The following is a 24,015-nucleotide window of genomic DNA, read 5'->3' as shown; positions in this document are numbered from 1 at the left end:
ATGTCACACACATATACAACGTTTTCACAGAAAAAAAATGACCAAATGCTGGAGCCGATGTTTTTCGGCCAACCCGTTAACGTGGCGCGTTATGATCAGCAAAAGTACCCTATTTTTGAAAAGCTGATTGAAAAACAACTGTCGTTTTTCTGGCGCCCTGAAGAGGTTGATGTCTCTCGCGACCGTATTGACTATAATGCGCTGCCAGATCACGAAAAGCATATCTTTATCAGTAATCTGAAATACCAAACGCTGCTGGACTCTATTCAGGGCCGCAGCCCTAATGTGGCATTATTGCCACTGATTTCGATTCCTGAACTGGAAACTTGGGTTGAAACGTGGGCGTTTTCTGAAACTATCCACTCACGTTCGTATACACATATTATTCGTAATATTGTGAATGACCCTGCCATTATTTTTGACGATATCGTTGAAAATGAAGAAATTTTAAAACGTGCTAAAGATATTTCTGGTTTTTACGATGACCTGATCGAAATGACCAATTACTATCATATGTTTGGTGAAGGCACGCATACTTGCAACGGTAAGCAAGTTACTGTTTCTCTGCGTCAGTTGAAGAAGCAGCTGTACCTGTGCCTAATGAGCGTTAATGCGCTCGAAGCAATTCGTTTCTATGTTAGCTTCGCCTGTTCATTTGCGTTTGCTGAACGCGAGCTAATGGAAGGAAATGCTAAAATCATCAAACTGATCGCACGTGATGAAGCACTGCACTTAACTGGTACACAACACATGTTGAACCTGTTACGTTCGGGGCAAGATGACCCAGAAATGGCAGAAATCGCGGCAGAGTGCGAGCAAGAATGTTATGACTTATTCGTTCAAGCGGCAGAGCAAGAGAAAGAGTGGGCTGACTACCTATTCAGCGAAGGCTCTATGATTGGTTTAAATAAAGATATTTTATGCCAATATGTTGAATATATTACTAATATTCGCATGCAAGCTGTCGGTCTGAAATTGCCATTTGAAACGCGTTCAAACCCAATTCCATGGATCAACGCATGGTTGGTGTCTGACAACGTACAAGTTGCGCCTCAAGAGGTTGAAGTCAGTTCTTATTTAGTCGGCCAAATTGACTCTCAAGTCGATACCGACGATTTGAGCGACTTCGAACTATAAGCATGGCAAGCCATAAAATCACCCTGCGGTTAACGCAGGGTGTTCAAGTCCCCTTCCATACTGAAGTCCATTCGTGTTTGTTGGAAGCCTTAGAAGACAGCCGTATTCCTGTAGAATATCAATGCCGTGAAGGCTACTGCGGTTCATGCCGAGTGACGTTATTACATGGGAAAGTGGGCTATAAGCAAAAACCTATTGCATTTGTGCAAGATGGAGAAATTCTGCCTTGTTGCTGTCATCCACTTTCAGATATTGAAATTGGTTAATCTAAAATAGGTGATTGCACAGCTGTCTATCAGTTACCTGTGCAATCACTTTTTATTCACTTGCTTTATTGATTATAAATAACCATATAATCCCGCAAATATCCAACCAAATACACAAGAAACACCCACCCCAATTAACCCCGGTAGAATGAAGCTGTGGTTGATAACAAATTTACCAATACGCGTTGTTCCAGAACGGTCAAATTGAATTGCCGCAAGGTCACTAGGGTAAGTTGGTAAAATGTAATACCCATAACACGCAGGTGCAGAAGCGATAATATAAGCCGGGTCAACACCAATCCCTAGTGCAATTGGTACTACAGCGGCCAGAGCAGCTGCTTGTGAGTTAACAAACTTAGAGACTAATAATAAGATAACTGCATAAGCCCAAGGGAAATCTTTCACTAAAGAACCTAAAGTTCCTTTAATTTCATCCATATGAGCACCGAACATGGTTTCTGCCATCCATGCGATACCATATACTGCAACAATCGCAATCATCCCTGAACGGAATACTTCATTCTTTGAAATTTGTCCTGGATTAGTCTTACAAATAATGATAATTAGCGCACCTGCTAATAACATAAACATCTGGATGACTAAAACCATGGATAGTGGCTTACCGTTAACTAGCGGTCTAAGTTCAGAAAATGCGCCAAGTAATGCCACAACTGCGATGGAAGCTAAAAAAATCCACATCGCGACCCAATTAATTTTCGGTAATTTGGTATTTAGCAGTGTCACACTGTCACCATAGACATAATCATGGTTTTCAGGGACTGAGATAAACTCTTGGAATACAGGGTCTTTATCGAGATCTTTACCTCTAAACCAACTGAAAATACCAATAGCTAAAATACCAATTAATGTTGATGGAATAGTAATTGCTAATAAATCCAAAAATTCGAGTGACTTACCATTGATTGTCACACCATTTAGCATTGCGACTAATGAAACAACGGCAACTGAAACTGGGCTAGCGATAATCCCCATTTGCGCGCCAATACTACTCGCAGCCATTGGCCTTTCAGGGCGAATATTATTTTTAATCGCCGCATCGTAAATGATAGGTAAAATTGTATACACCACATGCCCTGTACCACACAAAATGGTTAAGATACATGTCACAAAAGGTGCCACAATAGAAATGTACTTAGGGTTTTTCCGCAGTAGTCGTTCTGCAATTTGCAGCATGACATCCAAACCGCCTGATGCTTGTAACGTTGCTGATGCGGCAACAACAGCAATGATAACAAGCATTACATCAACAGGCGGTTTTCCAGGCGGTAAACCAAAGCCAAAAACTAAGATAACTAGACCAACACCACCTAATAGCCCGAGTGCCATTCCCCCTTTTTTTGCTCCATAGAATAAGCAAACAAGGATAATGGCGAGTTGAATCATAAAGTCCATAGTTCCATCCTTTATATATATGTTTACATATATTATCGGGATGATTTTCAAGCATTAATTTGATTTATGATAACTTCAAAATCAATTTAGTTTTATTTTTTATGCTTTTATTTTGACCTCATCACATAATTTTAATTAAGTAACTGACATACTATTCCGTTACCTACCATTTTGATAAAAATCAATCAACTACTACACCAATTTTAACAACTCACTCCATTTAAATTTACCTTTAGTCACTTTAAATCATCATTTTTTCTTTACTTTATTAACTCTGCTCATTGTCTTGAGTCTCTCTATCTACTTGATTATTGGCGTAAACTTAACATTACACTAGCTGTAATTTACATTTGACAGCGAACTTGCAATCGCATAATCTGCATCACTTATTAATTATTCAAATTCAATTAGAGGAACTTGTGAAGAATCGTACGCTTGGCAGTGTGTTAATCGTTGCAGGGACAACAATAGGTGCAGGGATGTTGGCAATGCCACTTGCCGCTGCAGGAGTCGGTTTCACAGGCATCGTTTGTTTGCTTGTTGGATTATGGATGTTAATGAGTTATACCTCATTACTGTTAGTTGAAGTGTATCAGCATAACCCTGCAAATATGGGCTTAGGCTCCGTTGCTAAAAAATATCTTGGCCCAATTGGCCAGATAGTGACTGGGCTAAGTATGCTGCTATTAATGTACGCATTAACAACCGCTTATATTGGTGGAGCTGGCGTATTAATTTCAGATAGTCTGTCTTCATGGTGGTGCTTTAAAATTTCAACTGACACTGCCATTATTGCATTTACTATTATTGGTGGTGCAGTTGTCTGTATTGGTACGCATTCCGTCGATTTTATTAACCGAATTTTATTCACAGCAAAAACGATTTTTTTAGTCATCATGTTAGTTGTAATGATGCCACACGCGGAAGCCGTAAACTTAAGCACCATGCCAATTGAAAAAGGCCTTATCCTTGCCGCAGTACCCGTTATTTTTACCTCTTTTGGTTTCCATGGCAGCGTCCCAAGTTTAGTTAACTATATGAATGGGGATGTACGTAAATTACGTATGATTTTCATTACCGGAAGCGCAATTCCTTTAGTTGCTTATATTCTATGGCAGATTGCGACGTTAGGGTCTATTCCATCACATACTTTTCTCGGAATACTAGCGCAGGAATCAGGTCTAAATGGGTTACTCACCGCGATCCGCGATGTTGTCGCTACACCTCGCGTTAATATCGCCGTCAGCTTGTTTATGGATTTAGCGTTGGCCACATCTTTCTTAGGTGTCGCATTAGGCTTATTTGATTACCTCGCCGACTTATTCAAACGGAGTAATCATTTTATCGGTCGAGTGCAAACAGGCTTACTCACCTTTGTTCCGCCATTATTGGCTGCCCTATTCTTTAGTAGTTTCGTACAAGCATTAACTTATGCAGCTGTTGCACTCTCGGTCTTAGCGCTGATTATTCCTGCATTGCTAACATTACGTGTACGTAAATTAGAATCTCAAGGTGGGTATCAAGTTAAAGGTGGTACACCTATTTTAGCCTTAGTGTTGGCATGTGGTGTGGCAGTAATCGCTATCCAATTTTCGATTGTTGCCGGCTTCTTACCGAACGTCGGCTAACAAATTGATAAATTAAGCCGTAATTCGGATAACTTCAAATTACGGCTTTTGTTTATCTGAAATTAACTATCCTCACTCCCAATCAAGGTGGCCATCGTTTGATATCCGCAATCAATAATCCCCTAGCATTCCTACTCTATCTCCACATATATATTATTTGCATATAATTTAATATATATTTCTTTAATTACGTCATTTGGCAGAAAATAATTCCGAAAAGACAACCCTACCCCTCTTGCTTTACAGTTATTGAGAGGTAAATAAGGAATTAGGTTGAATGAAAAGGAAAAATATTTCTGCTGTCCACGATGCAGCATTTAAGAGGTTTATGTCAAACATAGACAGCGCACGTGACTTTTTTGAAATTCACTTACCAAAACACATAAAATCATTATGTGATTTCACTACGCTAAAGCTGACTAACTCATCATTTATTGATAAACAGCTTCGCTCTCGGCTATCTGATGTTCTGTATTCAGTACAGACCTCACATGGAACAGGCTATATTTATTTATTAGTCGAGCACCAGTCAACCCCAGATAAACTGATGGCGTGGCGCTTAATGCATTATGCGTTTTTAGCAATGAATCAGCATATGCAGCAAGGAAGCACTGTATTACCTCTAGTTGTTCCTATTCTTTTCTACCACGGTACTCGTTCACCTTACCCTTACACTCAGTTATGGACAGATTGTTTTCCTCAGCCCAAGCTGGCAAATACGTTATATACACAATCATTCCCGTTGGTTGATATCACTGTAATAGACGATAATGAATTAGTAAATCATCGCAAAATTGCTGTTATGGAATTAGCGATGAAACATAAACGTTTGCGAGATGAGTTTCACCATGTGCTTCCTTTATTGGCGCAAGCACTCAATCAACACTATAATAGCGACAATGATGTGGTCACTATCATCAATTACCTATTTTCTGCTTTAGACTCAACTGATTTTGAAAAATTTATCTACACATTAGAAGCGCAAACAGAAAAGCACAAGGAGACGATTATGAATATCGCACAACGCTTACATAATAAGGGTCATCAAGAGGGCCTTCTCGAGGGGCTGCAAAAAGGCAAACAGGAAGGGCTTCAAAAAGGGCTTCAAGAAGGCGTTCAAAAAACTAAAACCACCTTAGCTCGCAACTTATTGATAAACGGTGTTAGCCCTGAAATTATTATGAAAAGCACCGGATTGAGCCGTGATGAGCTGACGTCATTAAAGTAATGCAATAAAAACTGAAGTAAATAGCTATGGATAAGCAGCTAAAAGTTTAACCAATTATTTTAAAAAATACTCAACTAAGTTTACATCATCAAATTCGCCCTAGGCGTACACATAATGTACGCCTAGGGGCATTATGAACAAGATAACCCTGTTAGAATGAAAGGCCAGCCCCTACATACCAGCCATCAGCAACTTTATCGCTACTATGACCATGTGTCCCTTTCATTTCAATTAAGCGATATCCCGCATCAATAGATAAAGGCTTAAATACCGTATAACGTGCACCGGCTTTAGCTTCGACGTACGATTTGCTGCCTGAAGTCAGTTGCTCTGGAGCACCATAAGCTTCACCGTAAATATTGAGTGAAGGCAAAGCCTGCCAATTTAACCCACCACCAACAGCTAATGCAGCACCATTACTATTGTGATCAGGTGATAGATATAGCCCTTTACCCCCTACAAATGCAGAAAAAGGCCCAATAGGTAAGCCAAATGTCGCACCAATACTACCCATTTGCCCATCATGGTCACTACGAGCCCAAGAGCCGTTAAATGCCAATCCTGCATTTTGGTTACCTAACCCTGCAGACAGCTCAGTAAAATGTTCACCTGCTTGTGCACTAACTGAAACTGCATGTGCAGTACCTACGAATAATGGTGACATCGCTGCTGCCAATAATAATAATTTGCGCATTATTTTATCCTCTTGATATTATTACCTATGGATATTACGCGAATCTCACCCTATTTTCAGCCATTCTTACCTAGATTTACGCTATAGCCTCGATAAAAGCCCTCGTTATTCATTACAAAATTTCACGCATCAAAAATTTTAGTGCAAAAAAGTGCGATAAATACGTATTTTTTACTTGTAATCACAGTAATTGGTTATATTAATTAGATAATCAATTCCATAATAACTATACTGAATTACAAGTTTATTGTAGTCGTGTTTTTTATTTTTTACAAAATATTAACTTATTAGTTAGGTTTGTGTAGTCATTTAATCCAAACAAAGGAGCATTGTGATGAAAAAGAAAGGCCTTACTACCGCCTCAGGCGCCCCAGTCGCCAATAATAATAATGTCATGACAGCGGGTAAACGTGGCCCAATGTTATTACAGGATGTTTGGTTTTTAGAAAAACTTGCCCATTTTGACCGTGAAGTAATCCCTGAAAGACGTATGCACGCAAAAGGTTCTGGTGCTTTCGGTACCTTTACCGTAACCCATGATATTAGCCGCTATACTCGTGCAAAAATTTTCTCTGAAGTAGGGAAAAAAACAGAAATGTTCGCTCGGTTCTCTACCGTTGCAGGCGAACGTGGAGCTGCCGACGCAGAACGTGATATTCGTGGCTTCGCATTAAAGTTTTATACTGAAGAAGGTAACTGGGATATGGTGGGTAACAACACCCCTGTATTCTATTTCCGTGACCCATTAAAATTCCCTGATTTAAACCACGTAGTTAAACGTGACCCTCGCTCTAACCTGCGTACAATGGAACATAAATGGGCCTTTTTCTCCCAATTACCTGAATCTTTACACCAGTTAACCATTGATGCTAGTGACCGTGGTATCCCACAAAGTTACCGTCATATGCATGGTTTTGGTAGCCATACATATAGTTTCATCAACAGTAACAATGAACGTTTCTGGGTCAAATTCCATTTCCGTTGCCAACAAGGTATTCAAAATCTGTCTGATGAACAAGCTGAGCAGTTAGTGGGTAAAGATAGAGAAAGTTCACAGCGAGATCTGTTTGAATCCATCGAGAAAGGGGATTTCCCACGCTGGAATTTGCAAGTGCAAATTATGCCAGAAAAAGAAGCTTCTCAAGTTCCTTATAACCCATTTGACTTAACCAAAGTATGGCCACACAAAGATTATCCATTAATTGATGTCGGTTATTTTGAACTTAATCGTAACCCAGACAACTATTTTGCTGACGTAGAACAAGCCGCTTTTAGCCCTGCTAACGTGGTTCCGGGTATTGGTTTCTCGCCAGATAGAATGTTACAAGGCCGCCTGTTCTCTTATGGCGATGCTCATCGTTATCGTCTTGGTGTCAACCATCACCAAATCCCAGTAAACGCCCCACGTTGCCCGTTCCATAATTACCACCGTGATGGGGCAATGCGTGTTGACGGTAATAGCGGCAACCATGTGACCTATGAGCCAAATGAAGCCGGATTATTCCAAGAAAAACCGGACTTTAGCGAACCACCATTATCTATTGAAGGTGCTGCTGACCATTGGGATCACCGCGAAGACCAAGATTATTTCAGCCAGCCACGTGCATTATATGAGTTGTTAGATGATGCCGAGCACCAACGTATGTTTAAACGTATTGCCGGTGAACTGATTGACGCGACTGAAGCCACACAAGTGCGCCAAATCGAGTTATTTAAACAAGTTCACCCTGAATACGGTGCGGGTGTTGAAAAAGCGTTAAAAGCACTAAAATAGTGTAAGTCATTAAGTGGTGGGGATAACCCCGCCACTATTTCGCCCTATTCTCTTATTCTCGCTAACAACCACTTCTTCACTTGTTGCCTAGACACTTTTATTCCCCCTGCTTTCAATTCAGGGTCTAAATAATAAAATGCCATAGGATATTGGTATGGAGCGAGTTTATCTTTTAACCAATCCGCCAGCTGATTTAAATCCACTGACTCATTTGCTTCAATAACCGCGACAGGACGTTGCCCAAATTGCACATCATCAATAGGTATAATAAAACTTTGGCTGACATCAGGATGTGAATTTATGACTGATTCGATATCTTCGGGTTGAACACATTCCCCGCCACTAATAAATAAATTATCTAGACGACCAACAACCTGATATTCCCCATCAATAAAAGCCCCTTTATCATTGGTTTTAAACCAGTTATCTAGGCAATTTAATGGGTGAAGTTGCCCATCAAACCAATAACCCAGAGCCTGACTGTCTGATTGAATTTGAATTTCATCATCCACAAGACGAACTTGCTTGCCTTTTAAGGGTAAACCGACACCTTTTTTACCGTCTGCCCGTTTCGCACAAACCGTAGATGCCATTTCTGTCATCCCATAGCCGCTCCAACAAGCAATACCATGCTGTTGAGCCAGATCCGTCAAGGTTGAAGGGATACTCGCTCCTCCCAATAAAACGGCTTTCAATGCGATATTAGTCACTGATTTATCATTTAATAAACGCCATAACTGGGTCGGAACTAAAGAGGCATGAGTGACCTCATGCAATGCTTGAGCCAAAGGAAGGTTTTTGACCGCAAGTGAGCCACCTTTAAGAAGCCAGCGCCAAACAATCCCCTGACCAGATACATGGAATAACGGCAGCGATAGTAACCAACAATCTCCTTGCTGGTAATTCATCAGATTAACAACACCTGCTGCACTATTTAAGTGCGCAGCGATACTGTGAACAGCGGCTTTAGGTAGGCCTGTCGATCCCGATGTTAAAATCAACGTAGCGGGCTGCTGAATAACCTCTTGAAAAATAACCGGAGCAACCTCTTCATCACTAATAAAATGGTAATAAAGTTGATAATCTAAATTACGATAATTTGCTAACAGATTTGATTCATCAGTAAAATCAATAACTGAGCTAACATTAAGATGAGGTAATAATTCTGCTAACAACCGTTCTGGGAGGCGGGGATTTAATGGTAAAACACGAGCCCCACAAGCAATAAGTGCCAGCTGACTCAGTAATAATTCAACTGAATTTTTTCCATGTAAAACAATACACTGCCTCTGCTCTACGCCTTGCATTAAAAAGTAAGTTCTAAGGTCAGTAATTTGTTGGCTTACACTTTCCCAAGTCATACTTTGGGACTCTGTGACTAGAGCGATTGAGTTCGGACGAAGATTGGCCCAGTGTTGCCAAGGCCAATCTTTAAATTGTGTTAACTCTGCCATACAAGCGTTAAATCATCTAACTGCTGAAGCGGAATATCACATTGTGGCCAAGGCCGTACCAATTGAGATTGAATAAGTGATACCGTGTCTAAGCCTGGAATGGTATTTGGCGTTAGCCAATGCGCTACACGAGCAAGTTGTGTTAAACCAAAACTACTTTCAATGGATGAGCTAATCACAGCTTGTAACCCTAAGCGATGTGATTCTTCCACTAAATAGCGGCAATATGACAAGCTACCTGTCAGGGTCGGTTTAATGACTATCGCAGAAACCCCTTCCTGCGATTCTACCATAAAGCCTTCTTCACGTACACTTTCATCCCAAGCAATACTAATGCCAGTATCTGCTGCAAATTGCAGTGACTCTTCACGGGTCTTACACGGCTCCTCTAAAAACGCAATACGACTACGGTAGTCTGGATTAACATATTTAGCAAAACCGTCGGCTTTTGTTCGGGTCCAACTGCGATTCGCATCCAAACGCAGTTTCAGTTCTGGAACTGCCTCTAGTAACAGGTTAACCACCATACCATCACGTACCGCTTCATATAGACCGACTTTAACCTTAGCGACTTTATCACCTTCCATTGCATCAAGGCTTAAGATTAAATCGTCAGGATCTCCACTACATAAAGGCGCTTTGCGGTAATCAGCTTGTTCAGGAAGCTCCCCTGCCAGCTCCGCTAGAGCACAGCTGCACCCAAAAGCCACAGAGGGTAATAAACTATTAGAAATTTTGCCTTCTTTCACCCATTCATTCAGTCGCTTAATAGTTTCTGCGGTTGCTTCTTCTAATGTTTCACGACTGAATTCAGGTAGAGGCGAAATTTCTCCCCAACCTTCATTATCCCCATCTTGTAAACAGACTAAAAGCCCATCACGCGTTTTTAGTCGCTGATAGCGAAGGATAACGCCTGCCTCCATCGGCAGGCTGAACGAATAAATACGGGCTTTACGCATTATGGATTACGCTTATATTTAGAGAAGTCTGGAGCACGTTTTTCATTAAAGGCGTTACGGCCTTCTTGCCCTTCATCTGTCATATAGAACAACATAGTGGCATTACCTGCGAGCTCTTGCAGGCCAGCCTGACCATCACAATCTGCATTCAAGGCGGCTTTCAAGCAACGTAATGCCATTGGGCTGTTCTCTAGCATTTCACGACACCAACGCACAGTCTCTTTTTCTAAGTCAGCATAAGGAACGACAGTATTAACCAGCCCCATATCCAACGCTTCTTGTGCATTATACTGGCGGCACAGGAACCAGATTTCACGTGCCTTTTTCTGCCCAACAATACGTGCCATATAAGACGCACCCCAGCCACCATCAAATGAGCCAACTTTTGGACCGGTTTGGCCAAAGATTGCGTTATCTGCAGCAATAGTCAGGTCACACATCATATGTAACACATGACCACCACCGATAGAGAAACCGGCGACCATTGCCACCACAGGTTTTGGACAAGTACGAATTTGACGTTGGAAATCTAATACATTTAAGTGATGAGTACCACTTTCGTCACGATACCCGCCGTAGTCGCCACGAATTTTTTGGTCACCACCGGCACAAAATGCTTTTTCACCTTCACCCGTTAAAATGATAGTTCCAACTTGGTCATCATAGCGTGCATCAGATAGAGCTTGGATCATTTCTTTCACGGTTTGTGGACGAAAAGCATTACGCACTTCTGGGCGATTAATCGTAATTTTTGCAATCCCTTCAGGAGATTTATGATAGCGAATATCTTCAAACCCTGTAGAGCAATCTTGCCATTCAATTGGTGCGTATAATTTTTCTTCGCTTGGATAAATCATTATCAGATTCCTTTAACCACAGTGTGATAAAAAATGGTGTAGTGCAGCTACAAAGCCCATTGGGTTTTCCCGATGCGCATTATGCCCTGCATTTTCAATTAGCGTTAACGGCAATTCATATTGTTGCGAAACGCTTCGAAATTTTTTATCCTTTTCGCCACAAAAATAACGATAAGGACAGGTCAATTGATGCAATTTGTCCGCCAAGAAAGGTTGCTTTGCTAATGATGTATTTTCTAGCATAGCAGCAATACTGTGCGGGTTATTTTGCCGACGTAACTGAATTAAATGTTGGCGCTGAGTGGTCGACAAATCAGCAAATACAGCTTGTTGATACCAATCATCTAACACTTCTTCGATGGGTTCTGAACGAAAACGTTGTGCCCATGCCTTATCATTAGCCGCCCGAGCAACTCGTTCTTGTTCATTGACTAATCCCACATTGCCCCCCTCAATCACTAGACCTAATAATCCGTTAGGCTGATAGTGACAGGCAAAATGCATCGCTAACCGAGCACCGAGTGAATAGCCAACCAAGTAGTATTCATTAATTTGATGATACTGTAAAAGAGCGCTGAGTTGTTGATCAAAATGTGAAAAACCTTGGCATGGCTCTGAGTGAGAACCGCCATGCCCTGGTAAATCCACCGCTAACGATGGAAAAGCACGTGTTTGTTCAATCACTGGTAGCCAGTCATCGGCACTACCTAACAAGCCATGCAGCCAGATGACCCAAGGAGCAGATGAGACTGAATTATGTCTATGGGCAGATAACATTACAGTTCCACAACTTCATTCAATAGTTGTTTTAACGTACGGGCGCCTTCATCACTTGCCACCTGCAATTCCACCAGCAATGTGCCCTGTTGACGGCGCCAAAATTGTTGAACGGTATTTTTTAGTGTTGTCCAGTCTGTCGGCGTACAATATTGTAAACCAAACATTTTCGCCGCGGGCTCGAAACTGACATTTTGCGGCATACAGTAATAGTTTTGTCTTGCTTCGTCTGGTGTAGGTAACATAGAAAAAATTTGCCCACCATTGTTATTCACCACGATCAGAACGGTGGGCGCTGAAGGCTCACGCAACAAAGCCAAACTATTCAAGTCATATAATGCAGAAATATCCCCAACAATAGCCAATGTTGGCCGTGCTGTTGCCCGTTGAACACCTGCCATGGTAGAAATCAAACCATCAATACCACTCGCGCCCCGGTTACTATAAACAGGATAGCCCAATGGAAGTTGTGCTAGTGCATCTACCAAACGGACAATTAAGCTGTTGCCAACAAATAGTTGGCCTCGTGGAGGTAGCAGTTCAGGTAATTGGTGTGCAACTGCGGCTTCTGAAAACTGCGCTTGTAAGCGTTGGCGCACATGGTGTTGAGTTTTTTGCACTAAAGTGGGCAGCGACTCACACCACAAGCTTCTCGGCTGTGCAGGATGGTTATCTAGCCAACCCTTGATTGAACAGGTTAATTTTCTTCCCTTATGATTGGCTGGGTCTAACCGCTGAGGTATTGAGTCGATAATCCAATACTCTTGCGGCTCACAATTGGCTTGCCATTGTAAGAGCCGTTTTCCCGTTAAGCTTGAACCAAACTGAACGACTAATTCCGCATCTTTTAAAATAGACTGAGTTTCTGGATGTTGTAGCCATAAGTCGGCACATGGAAAAGGTTGTCCGGTTTGAGACAGCACATCACCGAGTACTGGCCATCCAAGTTCCTGTGCCCATTTTGCAACTAACTCCCCTTCACTCGCTGTCATTCGCCCTGCAATCACAACGCCTTTTTTCTGACGCCAAAAATACCAATCCGCAACCAATGCGACGGAATGGGTTAATGGCTCCGTTAACCACGGGTGAGAAGAATTCCACCATTCTCCAAGTGTTTGCTGCCACTCATATTCCCCATCCATTTCACCATATAGTGGCTCTGCAAATGGACAATTAATATGAAAGCCACCATGGTGTAACTGGTTCATGCCATTATCAATCGCGGTGACCAACCATTTCGCTGAAATATCTTGCGTCGGCCGTGGCAACATTAATGATTGAGAGGGGTGAGACGCAAAAATATGTGTTTGCCGAATAGCTTGATTAGCACCGCAATCAATCAATTCTGGCGGTCTGTCAGCGGTAAGAAAAATCACCTTTTCCCCTGTTAAACCGGCTTCAATTAATGAAGGGTAAAGGTTTGCAACAGCTGTACCAGAGGTAACGATAACCCCTACAGGCTCATGACTGGCTTTTGCTAAACCTAGAGCTAGGTGCCCTAAACCACGCTCATCAAAATGCGTATGGCAATGCAATTTACCATGGTTAATTGCCGCAAGGGTCAAGGGTGTTGAGCGCGAACCAGGCGCAATACAGATGTGTTTCATTCCGTGGCGAGACAGTGCTTCGATTATCACTTCAGCCCAACGGAGGTTAAAAGCAGAATTCGACATAATATGCTCAGCAAATTATTAGTTATCAATTAGTTTAGACTGGCTGAAATAAATTTCTTGATCTCAGGACAATTTTTGATGAACTAATTGAAATAAAAAAGAAAATAACCATTTTTATTTTATGGTTTTTCGTTATTTTCAAATAAAGACTTTAGCCCAGCCGCTTTATTTTCAATTTCTATCCACTCTTGCTCTGGGTCTGAGCCACTGACAATACCAGCGCCTGAATATAATGAGACCTGTGCACCCTCTATTTGCGCACAACGTAGAGATACCGCGAATTCACTTTTATTTAAGCTCATAAAACCACCCGTTCCTGCATACCAGCCGCGAGAAAAAGGTTCATTTTTGGCTAAAAATTGCCGAGCGACTTTTCGTGGCAAACCACACACGGCTGCGGTAGGTTGGAGGCGTTGTAAACAATCGCTATCAGAAGGGGTGATTAGCGTCGCAACAATTGAACGATAAAGGTGTTGAATTTTTCTTAAACGAATAACTTTTGCTGAAGACACATCTACCCCAGTCACCGCCCCTTGCAATTGTTGACAAATATCATCAACAACCACTAAGTTTTCATGTTGGTTTTTTTTATCTTCCATCAACCATTTAGCGTACTCTGCTGCGACTGCATCATCAGGGTCATTAGCGACGGTTCCCGCTAAGGCCTCAGAATTTAATTGGCCATCTTGACGTAAATATAAACGCTCGGGGGTTGAAGAAATAAAACCAGAATGCGCGTTGAAGGCCATCATAAAATGGTAGCAATGATGATTCACTTGCTGGCTTTGTGCTAAAAACTGAGCAACCGCAATAGGCTTAGACAGGGTGAGTTTTGTTTCCCTTGCCATAACCACTTTTTCCATTTTCCCTGACTTCATATCATCAATAGCGCAATTTAATAAACGGCACCATTCATCATGAGTAGGAATATGTTCTTGCGCAGTAATATCCGCATTCAGTGCCAATGTCACTTGAGAAGCGGGTTTTAATTGCTGTAAAAGATGAATGGCATTTAAGCGATCTTCTTCACCTTCTATATTGATACTAACGTTAATCGTTGAACGTAGTCGATGAATTTCAATACGAGGTAAAAAACAAAATGTTGCTTGACGTTTTATCTCGTCAGGGATCCCATCCCCGACGGCATTCCACCCATTAAGCCCCCATAGGCGCATTTCTGGTATATCAGGGTATTGCGATAAAAAAGCTTGAGCCTTATCTATCGAATCAAAAGATTTCACCATGCCAAGAGCACTACATTCTTCAGCTCCCGTCCGTTGATACCAGTAAAATTGAGGGTAGCTTTCTTGCACTGATAGCCATGAAAGACCAGGGAAAGCGGTCTGCGCATCCAATTGCCAAACAAAACGAATAAACTCTTGGTTTTTTAGTGTCAATGTAGACAAATGATCCAAAATTTCAGTTATCAGTTGATCAATTTTTTTATAGTTCACTTTAGATTCCCACTGCTACATCACACAAATTCACTACGCGTTATTATATAGCGCAAAACCATTTTTTAATACATTGATGACTAACAGTAAATGCTATGTCACCGGTTCAGCACTAAAAACAGATTATCTGCAATAAACAAATTGTTTTTAGTACATCACTATAATTATCGCTTATGCCCCAAATGACGATAGCCAAGAGAAATCACATCAAAACCAACCTTGTTACACGAATAGAGGTTCAGGTTGTTGATAGTATAGCTTATTATATATATTACACGTCATTCCATTCATTTAATTAATTGAAAATGTGATTTTATCCCCTTTCTTCTTTCCTTCCTCTCGAAATTGCTTCATTTTTATCCAATAAGAATTCCATTTTGAAACATAGTTATATTTAATCTGCAAACCTATATTCCATTACAATTCTATTTAGCCCTAAAAAGTAAAACCACCGTAAATTTTAATTATCATCATATTGTTATGCGTTATTTAATTTAGTATCACTATAGATGATTTCTAAATATATATAATACAAAATAATATTTTAAACATGTATTGACTTGTTCAAAGTGCTATTTTTTAGCTCTGTTTTTCATTTTTTAGTATAAAACTTTCAGCCAATTTCTAGTAGGTTAACAAATATGAAATTTATATTTTCATTTACAATAAATAGGTAACTCAACCATACAATAGTGCTAATACAAATTAGTGTTCAATCCTTAACTTAATCAACATGGATTTTAAAATGAATACAAAAGAAAATTACGACAGAATTATTGAAAAAGAGCATATAGGCCATACAACCTTAGCTTTATTAACGAATCAAGATGCTCTTTCAACCCGCGAAGTCGGTATTTTTACATTAGACGATTTAATTAGCATACATCGCCATGTTTACTTCTCTCTTTCTTTGCCTTGGAAAAAAAATGATATTCTAAAATGGTTTGGTATTACCTCATCAACCACTTTACCAATAGATACAGACGAATTAATTAATACCATTATCAATATTCGAGATCATGCCAATACCTGGGATAATGTCGAGCAACATGTTAAAGAGCAATCTGTCAACCTATCTCTAGCTAGCCGAAACATTATACATACAGGAGGGCAGATTATTGAATATATAAACCATATGCCTATATTGAAAAGAGTATCAGACAGTTTGAATGATATTAATGAAAGTGAGTTAGATGAAATATTTTATCAAAGCGATGACCAACAAATAGCGACTGAACTAACTAATATCTTACAATTAATTAAAGATGATATTAAGGAGCAATCCATTAAGACAAGTAATATTAAAAATATCATTTCAGATTTTAGAGTACATATTACAGGTGGGTATCTATCTAATTATCAACACGTTGAATCATTATTGTTTAATATTAAAGGGCTATATAATCAACTTGAAACTACTGATAATGAAATTACAGATACCTACTTACAAGAATTACTTAAAACGAAAAAACAGGAACTACAGCAATTAGAACAAGAGTATTCACATTTTGTAAAACTCAGCTTCACCGGCTTAGCAGGTGGTGTCATCGGTCTCATTATTACTGGTAGTATTTTTGGCTCGAAAGCTGAAAAAATTCGAGCAAGAAAAAATGAAACATTAGCAGAAATAAAATCAATTAACGATCAAATTAACAAAGAAGAACTCATCAAAAAAGTTATCTTTGATATTCAAATTAACCTCCATAAAATCGATGGTTTCTTTAAAGATGCACGGTTAGCCGTTGACCATTTAGATTATATGTGGCTTGTCCTCCTAACTGAAATAACCCAATCAATCGAGGTTTTCAAAAAAATCAATAACGCTGATAAACTTATTAAATTCATTACTCATTTCAAACGAATTGTTACATCCTGGTATACCATTCAAGAATACTCTACACATTTAATAACGTTATTTGACCAAATTCAACCAAATAGCACCCCCCCTCAATAAAAGGTACTCATATGCAAGATAAGCTTGATTTACCGATATTGCCCTCCATTGATATTTATCAGTTAAGGCATATGTCAAATGAAATTTCCGCATTTAATAAAAATATAATACATTATGACTTTATCATACACGGAAAGATACAAAAAATTGCAAGTAAGACTTTCAATATAAATGAAACAATCAGAAACTCGATACCGAAGCTAAAAATAAAATTAAATTATATTTTAAAAAGTGAATTAAATAGTGAAAATACAAATATACCTGACGGAATTTTAGTCACAAGCTTTATTGAAGATTTAATTGATTTTAAATTAGAGCTAGAAAGAATAATTACCAAATTCAGTTACACCACCGACTCTCTATCACTCATTCATGTGGAAGAAAGCAACCAACATAAACTACAGCAATACGCAGAACAAAAAGAACTCCTAGTCACATCCAAAAATAGTAAAATGCTAAAAATAAACGAAATCAATCAGCAACACTCCGTTATTACCGCAGCAGAAGATATCATCTTAAAATCTAAAATCACTGATTTCTTAAAAAAACATTTGTTAAATGATGAGTTAATTGACTCAATTGATATGCCAACAAATAAAAAGCAAATATTAAAGTCAGCCATTGCTTTTATTAAAAATTTATTATCAGTCATTGATGATGGTTTAGAATTTGCGCAACTTGTAGAGGTCAGGCTAGATTTAGGAAACCAAATTTTAGAATTAAAGGAAGAAGTTAATCACATTGATAAAACAATATTTAAGCTTTCTCAACTCATGCTCTTATCAGAACAAATCACCGCTATAGATTCACATAAATTATCAATTATTACTCAGATAGGCCTCATTAAGAATTATTGGTGGGAATGGTGCCATTTTATTAATGAAAAATCGTCTGAAAAAACAGTAAATATTCAAAAGATCAATACCGCAAGCCAAGTACTAATGTCTTTTTTAGATGATATGGAATACCAATATCAGCGTCAGTTACCTGATTAAAAAAAACCGGCTACTCAAAAGTAGCCGGTTTATCAACTATAGGAAATTTTAGCCTATTAGTTAATCACAGCAAGTGCTGTTGATGTCATATCAATAAGAGGTTGTGGCCATACACCAAAGACAATAACCGCAATGGCGCAAATAACAGCAACAACGGTCCCTAACGTTGCTTTTTCAGGGCCTGTATAACGTTCTGCATGTTCTGCATCGCGGCTATATAGGCTAGCCATAAAGCTTAGGTAGTAATATAAGCCAATTGCACTACCAACCACTACAGCTCCTGTTAACCACCATAACTCTGCATTCACCGCAGATGCAATCACATAGAATTTACCAATAAATCCTAATGTAATTGGAATACCCGCCAGCGACAGCATCATCACAGTCATTACCGTTGCTAGAACGGGTTTATGCCAGAACAGCCCACGGAATGCACTGAAATCATCCTGGTCATCACCACGATAAGGACTGGAAACGATACTCACAACACCAAATGCGCCTAAGCTTGCAAACAAGTAACCCACTAAGTAGATTGCGATAGTCACTTGTGACGCTACTGGGTCGATACGTAACGCAACAAGGGCAACGAGTAAATAACCCATATGCGAGATAGATGAGTAACCCAGCAAGCGTTTTGCGCTTTTTTGTGTGATAGCCAGTAAATTACCAAACAAGATAGATGCTATGGCAATCACTGAAATCACAATCGCTAACGTATTGCTGTTGGCAATTGGTGCTTCCAAAAAGATACGCACTAATACGGCAAAGATAGCGATTTTACTACCCGTTGCTAAGAAAGCTGATACAGGTGCAGGCGCACCTTGATAAACGTCTGGTGTCCACAGTTGGAATGGAAACAGTGACAGTTTAAAGCCAAAACCAACAATGAGCATACCGAAACCAATCATCACTAATGGGGCGTGAATTTGGTTATCAGAAAGACTTTGACCAACAGCTGCGAAGCTTAAGCTACCCGATTCCGCATACAGTAACGCAATTCCGAATAACAGGAATGAAGACGCTGCTGCAGATAACAGCATGTACTTGATCCCAGCTTCTAATGTGCGACTGCGCTCAAAGGTATAGGCAACTAAGCCAAACAGTGGCAATGAAATCAGCTCAATACCGATAAACATCGACGCCATATGGTTTGACATAGATAACAGCACACCACCTGCCACCGCGATAGCAACTAACAAGTGGAATTCATCTCTATTGTCGCCAAAACCTTCCAGCCAGTGGTAGGCAAAGATGCTGGTACCGATACCTGCAATCAGGACTAATGCACTATAGAACAGCGCAAAGCCATCAACACGAATAAGCGAAGTCACATCCATTAGGTAGCCGTCGGCTACCCAAATCAGTGAAAGCAACGCAATAACAAAGCCAGATACTGTCAGCGCGGCACTGGTAAGGTGATCGCGTCGCCACGCAATGGACAGCATCACAACCACCGCCGTCAACCCGACGATCATCAGTGGTAGTATTGCGATCAGTTCTTGAGGAGTTATTGTCATGGCGAATTACAGCCCTAATGTTGTAAGTGAAGCAGAATACAGGTTATGCAATGTTTCCATCGAACCAATTGATGTATCTAAAATTGGTTGCGGGTAGAAACCGATGATAACCAGTAATACAGCCAGAGCCAGCAGCACACCAAACTCACGCGCCGTTAACCCTTTCATTTCTTTTTCAGACTTAGGTGTACCGTAGTAGGTCTGTTGCATCATCCACAGTGAGTAGATAGACGCAAACACCACACCAAAGACCATAATACAAGTCACTAACGTGAATTGGCTGAAGCTGCCAAACAGGATCATAAATTCACCAATGAAGTTACCTGTACCTGGCATTCCTAGCGTTGCCGCAGCAAAGAACAGGGACATTCCTGGTAACCATTTAATGCGTTTCCATAATCCACCCATCATACGCATATCACGCGTTTGCGTACGTTCATACAGTTGACCACTGATGATAATCAGTGCCGCACCGGACAAACCGTTGGTGATCATTTGAATCACCGCACCTTGGTAAGCCAAGGTTGAACCCGCGTAAATAGCGACTGTCACAAAGCCCATATGGGATAAGCTACTGTACGCTGCCAAACGTTTGATATCCGTTTGTTTGAACGCCAACCATGCGCCGTAGAAGATACTGATCACACCCAGCGTCATCGCCACTGGCGTGAACTGGATAGAGGCTTCAGGGAACAGAGGCAAAGTAAAGCGTAACAGGCCGTATGCTGCGGTTTTTAGCATGATACCGGAGATATCCACGGAACCCGCTGTTGGCGATTGTTCTTGGGTATCTGCCATCCAACCATGGAAAGGAACCAGTGGCATTTTAACGGCAAAGGCGATAAAGAAACCTAACATCAACATAAACGCAACGTTACTAGACAGTTCTGCGCCTAACAGTTGGTTATAATCGAATGTTAATACGCCTGAAGTATTGTAATTCGCTAGTGCCAATCCAATGATGGAAACCAACATGATCAAGCCACTTGCTTGCGTATAGATAAAGAACTTAGTCGCAGCTTTGATATGTTGTCTGTTTTCTGACCCTTTGTGCCCCCAATTGGCAATCAGGAAGTACATTGGGATCAGCATCATCTCCCAGAAGAAGAAGAATAAGAACAAGTCAACCGCGGTGAAAATCCCCATCACACCTGTGATAATCCACAGCAGGTTAAAGTGATACGCACCTTGGTTCTTCTGGTTTTCACTCCAAGAGCTCAGAATCGAGAAAGCCCCCATGATAGCCGTTAATACGACCATCAGCAGTGATAAACCGTCAATAGCTAAATGAAAGTCAATTCCCAGTGAAGGGATCCACGGCATAAAGAAAACAGATTGCCATTGTGGAATCCCTTGTGGATTAACAAGAGAGTAATTCCCTTCTAACCACAATTGCACGGAGAGTATTAATGTTATTCCCATCGTCGCCAGTGCAATCCAGCGCGGTGCGCGATGACTGAACCGGTCAGCCTGCCAGCTTAGCAGGCCTCCGATGAAGGGAATGAGTATTAGCCAGGGTAATAGCATGGCGCAATGTGTCCCTTAATTAAACCAAAAGCAGCAGAGCAAGAATCAGCACTGCACCCAGCCCCAACGAGGCAACATACCAACGGATTTGGCCGTTTTCACTCACTGCAAGCCCTTTATTTGCCCAACGTGAAAGATGTGCAGGGATATTCATCAGAGAGTTAATCGGATCGCTTTCCAGTAGCCATGCAATACCTTTAAACGGTTTTACAAAGACTACGTCATACAGCCAGTCGAAGCCCCACGCTTGGTACCACCATGCGCTGAAGAAACGACCCACCGCAGTTTTCGCGATAGCATCGACTATTGAACGTCTAAACAGGTAGAGGAATACCGCAATTAATAGACCAGCGATAGCAAACCCGCCAGAAATCGCTTCGAGTAAGACTTTACCGTCTTCACTGCCAGCCGCTTCTGCAGGGAATACCCCTTCGAGTGGTTGATGGATTAATGCACCAACAAACGTTGCAAGGATAGCCAAAATGCCCAGTGGTAATGTGTGAGTGATGCCTTTAACCTTATGCGCTTTGATTTTTGCTTCACCGTGGAACACGATGAAAATCATACGGAAGGTATAAATTGCGGTCATTAATGCACCGAGGATACCTGCCCACAACAATACAGTTTGTCCATCAAGCTGCGCACCCCACAAAATGGCATCTTTACTGTAGAAACCAGCAGTAAACAATGGCAATGCTGCCAGTGCGCTTCCGCCAATCAACATCACAGCGTAGATAAATGGAATTTGCTTACGCAATCCGCCCATTTTGAAGATATTTTGCTCGTGGTGGCATGCCAAAATGACAGAACCTGCTGACAGGAACAACAGTGCTTTAAAGAAAGCGTGCGTCATCAGGTGGAAAATCGCAGCATCCCAAGCTTGCACACCGAGAGCCAAAAACATATAACCGATTTGGCTCATCGTGGAATAAGCAAGCACGCGCTTGATATCGGTTTGAACCAGTGCAGCAAACCCTGCCAGTACTAATGTCACTGCGCCCACAACGCCAACTAGATGTAAAACTTCTGGCGCTAATAAGAACAGAACGTGGGTACGAGCCACTAAGTACACACCGGCCGTTACCATGGTTGCGGCGTGGATCAATGCTGAAACTGGCGTAGGACCCGCCATCGCATCTGCCAACCACGTTTGCAATGGTAACTGTGCTGATTTACCGACTGCGCCACCTAATAACATTAAGGTTGCCCAATTGATCGCACTCGAACCTTCAGCAAATTTCTGAGGTGCTAACACCGCCATTTCGCTGAAATTCAATGTGCCGAGCTCATTCCACAGGATAAACATACCAATTGCGAGGAATACATCACCGATACGCGTGACAAAGAACGCTTTCATTGCGGCTTTACCGTTTTCTGGATTGGTATAATAGAAACCAATCAACAGGTAACTGCACAGCCCTACCCCTTCCCAACCGAGATACATCAGCATCATGTTATCAGCGAGGACTAAGACCACCATACTCGCGATAAACAGGTTAGTGTAAGCGAAGAAACGTGAGTAACCTTCCTCACCACGCATATACCAAGAAGCGTATACATGAATAAGGAAGCCCACACCCGTTACCACACCTAACATGGTCAGAGATAGACCATCTAACATTAGGGTGAATGGGATATTAAAGGTACCGACAGACATCCAAGTCCACAGAGGTTGGATGAACACGCTACCAGCGTCTTGAGCTAAAAATTCATTGCCAGCATAGAATGCGACGATGGCCGCTAAGCCGACCGACCCCGCACCAATAATGGCCGAAACGTTTTCTGACCAGCGTCCACGGGAGAAGGCTAACAACACCGACCCCAGTAAAGGCAACAGAATAGTTAAATAGAGTAGGTTCATCCGCGCATCTCACTGACTTTATCAATATTCAGGTTCTGACGATGACGATGGAGTTGCAGTAACAACGCCAATCCAATACTCGCCTCCGCTGCAGCCAATGTAATTGCCAATATATACATAATTTGGCCGTCTGGCTGCCCCCAAAAACTCCCTGCAACCACAAATGCCAGTGCAGTTGAGTTAATCATGATTTCCAGTCCGATCAGCATGAAAAGCAGATTGCGGCGAATAACAAGGCAGCTAAGCCCCATCACAAATAAAATCGCCGCTAAAATCAGACCATGTTCTAGAGGTATCATTTTTGCTCCTCCGCCTTCGCGATACTGACAAGATCAGCACCGTTTTCTTTACGGTCACGTCCAACGTGGAATGCGACAACTAAACCAGCTAGTAGTAACAGTGACGCCAATTCGACAGCCAGAACGTAAGGCCCGAACAAGCTAATACCCACTTCTTTCGCCCCAATGATGGTGCCCTCAATGCCTTCTTGATATGACAATGAGGTGATGCCGTAAACTAAGATAGCCAATAAAACTGCGGATAACACAGCAGGACCAATCCAGTTTTTCGGCGTCAACCAAGCGCGCTCTTGTTCTTGAACAGAACGTCCTAGGTTGAGCATCATCACGACGAACACGAACAGGACCATGATGGCACCTGCATAAACGATGATTTCCAACGCTCCAGCAAAATACGCGCCGAGGGAGAAAAACACCATTGACAGAGCCAGCAGAGAAACAACCAGATACAACAGTGCATGCACCGGATTTGTATTCGTTATCACCCTTAAAGTTGCTAAAATGGCAACTAGACCGGCGATATAAAATGTAAATTCCATGAATATCGC

General features: G+C 41.2%; 20 protein-coding genes. 7 read left to right on the top strand and 13 right to left on the bottom strand.

Annotated features, from left to right (window positions below):
* Together nrdB and yfaE are read left to right on the top strand one after the other, a co-directional pair.
* Positions 1–1,137 carry a class Ia ribonucleoside-diphosphate reductase subunit beta gene (gene nrdB, locus PR834_RS00170; protein ID WP_004259897.1) on the top strand — a complete coding sequence of 379 codons (1,137 nt, stop codon included), beginning with the start codon at positions 1–3 and terminating at the stop codon, positions 1,135–1,137.
* A gap of 2 nt (positions 1,138–1,139) precedes the next feature.
* Positions 1,140–1,403 carry a class I ribonucleotide reductase maintenance protein YfaE gene (yfaE, locus tag PR834_RS00165; RefSeq protein ID WP_004259896.1) on the top strand — a complete coding sequence of 88 codons (264 nt, stop codon included), beginning with the start codon at positions 1,140–1,142 and terminating at the stop codon, positions 1,401–1,403.
* A gap of 72 nt (positions 1,404–1,475) precedes the next feature.
* Here yfaE and PR834_RS00160 read toward each other — a convergent pair whose 3' ends face one another.
* The gene (locus tag PR834_RS00160) at positions 1,476–2,816 is read right to left on the bottom strand and encodes an anaerobic C4-dicarboxylate transporter (protein WP_096864880.1); all 1,341 of its coding nucleotides are present in this window, start codon (positions 2,814–2,816) and stop codon (positions 1,476–1,478) included.
* A 419-nt stretch (positions 2,817–3,235) separates the two neighbouring features.
* Here PR834_RS00160 and tyrP point away from each other — a divergent pair, with 419 nt between their 5' ends.
* Positions 3,236–4,444 carry a tyrosine transporter TyrP gene (tyrP, locus tag PR834_RS00155; protein ID WP_442959639.1) on the top strand — a complete coding sequence of 403 codons (1,209 nt, stop codon included), beginning with the start codon at positions 3,236–3,238 and terminating at the stop codon, positions 4,442–4,444.
* A gap of 277 nt (positions 4,445–4,721) precedes the next feature.
* Positions 4,722–5,672 (top strand): Rpn family recombination-promoting nuclease/putative transposase, encoded by a 951-nt coding sequence (locus PR834_RS00150; protein ID WP_004259881.1) that lies wholly within the window; start codon positions 4,722–4,724, stop codon positions 5,670–5,672.
* Positions 5,673–5,823: 151 nt separating this feature from the next.
* Here the strand turns inward: PR834_RS00150 and PR834_RS00145 are convergent, their stop codons facing one another.
* Complete coding sequence (locus PR834_RS00145) at positions 5,824–6,366, bottom strand: YfaZ family outer membrane protein (protein ID WP_096864878.1); 543 nt, start codon at positions 6,364–6,366, stop codon at positions 5,824–5,826.
* 334 nt (positions 6,367–6,700) lie between these two features.
* On the opposite strand from PR834_RS00145, the gene PR834_RS00140 reads away from it, so the two are divergent.
* On the top strand, positions 6,701–8,140 hold the full coding sequence (locus PR834_RS00140) for a catalase (RefSeq protein WP_272536269.1): 1,440 nt from the start codon (positions 6,701–6,703) through the stop codon (positions 8,138–8,140).
* A gap of 44 nt (positions 8,141–8,184) precedes the next feature.
* Here the strand turns inward: PR834_RS00140 and menE are convergent, their stop codons facing one another.
* The 6 genes from menE to PR834_RS00110 all read right to left on the bottom strand — a co-directional run bounded on the left by menE (position 8,185) and on the right by PR834_RS00110 (position 15,314).
* The gene (menE, locus tag PR834_RS00135; protein WP_272536268.1) at positions 8,185–9,594 is read right to left on the bottom strand and encodes an o-succinylbenzoate--CoA ligase; all 1,410 of its coding nucleotides are present in this window, start codon (positions 9,592–9,594) and stop codon (positions 8,185–8,187) included.
* Positions 9,582–10,553 carry an o-succinylbenzoate synthase gene (gene menC / locus PR834_RS00130; protein ID WP_272536267.1) on the bottom strand — a complete coding sequence of 324 codons (972 nt, stop codon included), beginning with the start codon at positions 10,551–10,553 and terminating at the stop codon, positions 9,582–9,584. The genes menE and menC overlap by 13 nt, the downstream gene beginning before the upstream one ends.
* On the bottom strand, positions 10,553–11,410 hold the full coding sequence (gene menB / locus PR834_RS00125; protein WP_004259866.1) for a 1,4-dihydroxy-2-naphthoyl-CoA synthase: 858 nt from the start codon (positions 11,408–11,410) through the stop codon (positions 10,553–10,555). The genes menC and menB overlap by 1 nt, the downstream gene beginning before the upstream one ends.
* A 12-nt stretch (positions 11,411–11,422) precedes the next feature.
* Positions 11,423–12,187 (bottom strand): 2-succinyl-6-hydroxy-2,4-cyclohexadiene-1-carboxylate synthase, encoded by a 765-nt coding sequence (menH, locus tag PR834_RS00120; RefSeq protein WP_196725015.1) that lies wholly within the window; start codon positions 12,185–12,187, stop codon positions 11,423–11,425.
* Positions 12,187–13,860 carry a 2-succinyl-5-enolpyruvyl-6-hydroxy-3-cyclohexene-1-carboxylic-acid synthase gene (menD, locus tag PR834_RS00115; protein ID WP_164455517.1) on the bottom strand — a complete coding sequence of 558 codons (1,674 nt, stop codon included), beginning with the start codon at positions 13,858–13,860 and terminating at the stop codon, positions 12,187–12,189. Before menD ends, menH begins: the two co-directional genes overlap by 1 nt.
* A gap of 119 nt (positions 13,861–13,979) precedes the next feature.
* Positions 13,980–15,314, bottom strand: a complete 1,335-nt coding sequence (locus PR834_RS00110) for an isochorismate synthase (RefSeq protein ID WP_136134376.1) — start codon at positions 15,312–15,314, stop codon at positions 13,980–13,982.
* 745 nt (positions 15,315–16,059) lie between these two features.
* Here PR834_RS00110 and PR834_RS00105 point away from each other — a divergent pair.
* Together PR834_RS00105 and PR834_RS00100 are read left to right on the top strand one after the other, a co-directional pair.
* Positions 16,060–17,268 (top strand): alpha-xenorhabdolysin family binary toxin subunit A, encoded by a 1,209-nt coding sequence (locus PR834_RS00105; RefSeq protein WP_164561087.1) that lies wholly within the window; start codon positions 16,060–16,062, stop codon positions 17,266–17,268.
* Between the two features lie 11 nt (positions 17,269–17,279).
* The gene (locus PR834_RS00100) at positions 17,280–18,263 is read left to right on the top strand and encodes an alpha-xenorhabdolysin family binary toxin subunit B (RefSeq protein ID WP_004259854.1); all 984 of its coding nucleotides are present in this window, start codon (positions 17,280–17,282) and stop codon (positions 18,261–18,263) included.
* Positions 18,264–18,319: 56 nt separating this feature from the next.
* Here the strand turns inward: PR834_RS00100 and nuoN are convergent, their stop codons facing one another.
* From nuoN to nuoJ, 5 genes are read right to left on the bottom strand one after another with little or no spacing between them, the layout of a single operon-like run.
* The gene (nuoN, locus tag PR834_RS00095; protein WP_004259851.1) at positions 18,320–19,780 is read right to left on the bottom strand and encodes an NADH-quinone oxidoreductase subunit NuoN; all 1,461 of its coding nucleotides are present in this window, start codon (positions 19,778–19,780) and stop codon (positions 18,320–18,322) included.
* A 6-nt stretch (positions 19,781–19,786) separates the two neighbouring features.
* Complete coding sequence (gene nuoM / locus PR834_RS00090) at positions 19,787–21,307, bottom strand: NADH-quinone oxidoreductase subunit M (RefSeq protein ID WP_153673325.1); 1,521 nt, start codon at positions 21,305–21,307, stop codon at positions 19,787–19,789.
* 19 nt (positions 21,308–21,326) lie between these two features.
* A complete protein-coding gene (gene nuoL / locus PR834_RS00085; RefSeq protein WP_004259845.1) occupies positions 21,327–23,168 on the bottom strand; it encodes an NADH-quinone oxidoreductase subunit L in 1,842 nt (613 codons plus the stop codon).
* Positions 23,165–23,467, bottom strand: coding sequence for an NADH-quinone oxidoreductase subunit NuoK (gene nuoK, locus PR834_RS00080; RefSeq protein ID WP_004259841.1), 303 nt, complete (start codon positions 23,465–23,467; stop codon positions 23,165–23,167). The genes nuoL and nuoK overlap by 4 nt, the downstream gene beginning before the upstream one ends.
* Positions 23,464–24,006, bottom strand: coding sequence for an NADH-quinone oxidoreductase subunit J (gene nuoJ, locus PR834_RS00075; RefSeq protein WP_004259837.1), 543 nt, complete (start codon positions 24,004–24,006; stop codon positions 23,464–23,466). Before nuoJ ends, nuoK begins: the two co-directional genes overlap by 4 nt.
* Between the last annotated feature and the right edge of the window lie 9 nt (positions 24,007–24,015).

The sequence above is a fragment of the Providencia sp. PROV182 genome (genome assembly GCF_028480325.1).
GTDB classification, from domain to species: Bacteria; Pseudomonadota; Gammaproteobacteria; order Enterobacterales; family Enterobacteriaceae; genus Providencia; species Providencia hangzhouensis.
This window is presented reverse-complemented; position numbering and strand designations above follow the sequence as displayed.

Coding starts and splice junctions, on each gene's coding strand:
- nrdB (WP_004259897.1), top strand. CDS start 1: ATGTCACACACATATACAACGTTTTCACAGAAAAAAAATGACCAAATG.
- yfaE (WP_004259896.1), top strand. CDS start 1,140: ATGGCAAGCCATAAAATCACCCTGCGGTTAACGCAGGGTGTTCAAGTC.
- PR834_RS00160 (WP_096864880.1), bottom strand. CDS start 2,816: ATGGACTTTATGATTCAACTCGCCATTATCCTTGTTTGCTTATTCTAT.
- PR834_RS00150 (WP_004259881.1), top strand. CDS start 4,722: ATGAAAAGGAAAAATATTTCTGCTGTCCACGATGCAGCATTTAAGAGG.
- PR834_RS00145 (WP_096864878.1), bottom strand. CDS start 6,366: ATGCGCAAATTATTATTATTGGCAGCAGCGATGTCACCATTATTCGTA.
- PR834_RS00140 (WP_272536269.1), top strand. CDS start 6,701: ATGAAAAAGAAAGGCCTTACTACCGCCTCAGGCGCCCCAGTCGCCAAT.
- menE (WP_272536268.1), bottom strand. CDS start 9,594: ATGGCAGAGTTAACACAATTTAAAGATTGGCCTTGGCAACACTGGGCC.
- menC (WP_272536267.1), bottom strand. CDS start 10,553: ATGCGTAAAGCCCGTATTTATTCGTTCAGCCTGCCGATGGAGGCAGGC.
- menB (WP_004259866.1), bottom strand. CDS start 11,410: ATGATTTATCCAAGCGAAGAAAAATTATACGCACCAATTGAATGGCAA.
- menH (WP_196725015.1), bottom strand. CDS start 12,187: ATGTTATCTGCCCATAGACATAATTCAGTCTCATCTGCTCCTTGGGTC.
- menD (WP_164455517.1), bottom strand. CDS start 13,860: ATGTCGAATTCTGCTTTTAACCTCCGTTGGGCTGAAGTGATAATCGAA.
- PR834_RS00105 (WP_164561087.1), top strand. CDS start 16,060: ATGAATACAAAAGAAAATTACGACAGAATTATTGAAAAAGAGCATATA.
- PR834_RS00100 (WP_004259854.1), top strand. CDS start 17,280: ATGCAAGATAAGCTTGATTTACCGATATTGCCCTCCATTGATATTTAT.
- nuoN (WP_004259851.1), bottom strand. CDS start 19,780: ATGACAATAACTCCTCAAGAACTGATCGCAATACTACCACTGATGATC.
- nuoM (WP_153673325.1), bottom strand. CDS start 21,307: ATGCTATTACCCTGGCTAATACTCATTCCCTTCATCGGAGGCCTGCTA.
- nuoL (WP_004259845.1), bottom strand. CDS start 23,168: ATGAACCTACTCTATTTAACTATTCTGTTGCCTTTACTGGGGTCGGTG.
- nuoK (WP_004259841.1), bottom strand. CDS start 23,467: ATGATACCTCTAGAACATGGTCTGATTTTAGCGGCGATTTTATTTGTG.
- nuoJ (WP_004259837.1), bottom strand. CDS start 24,006: ATGGAATTTACATTTTATATCGCCGGTCTAGTTGCCATTTTAGCAACT.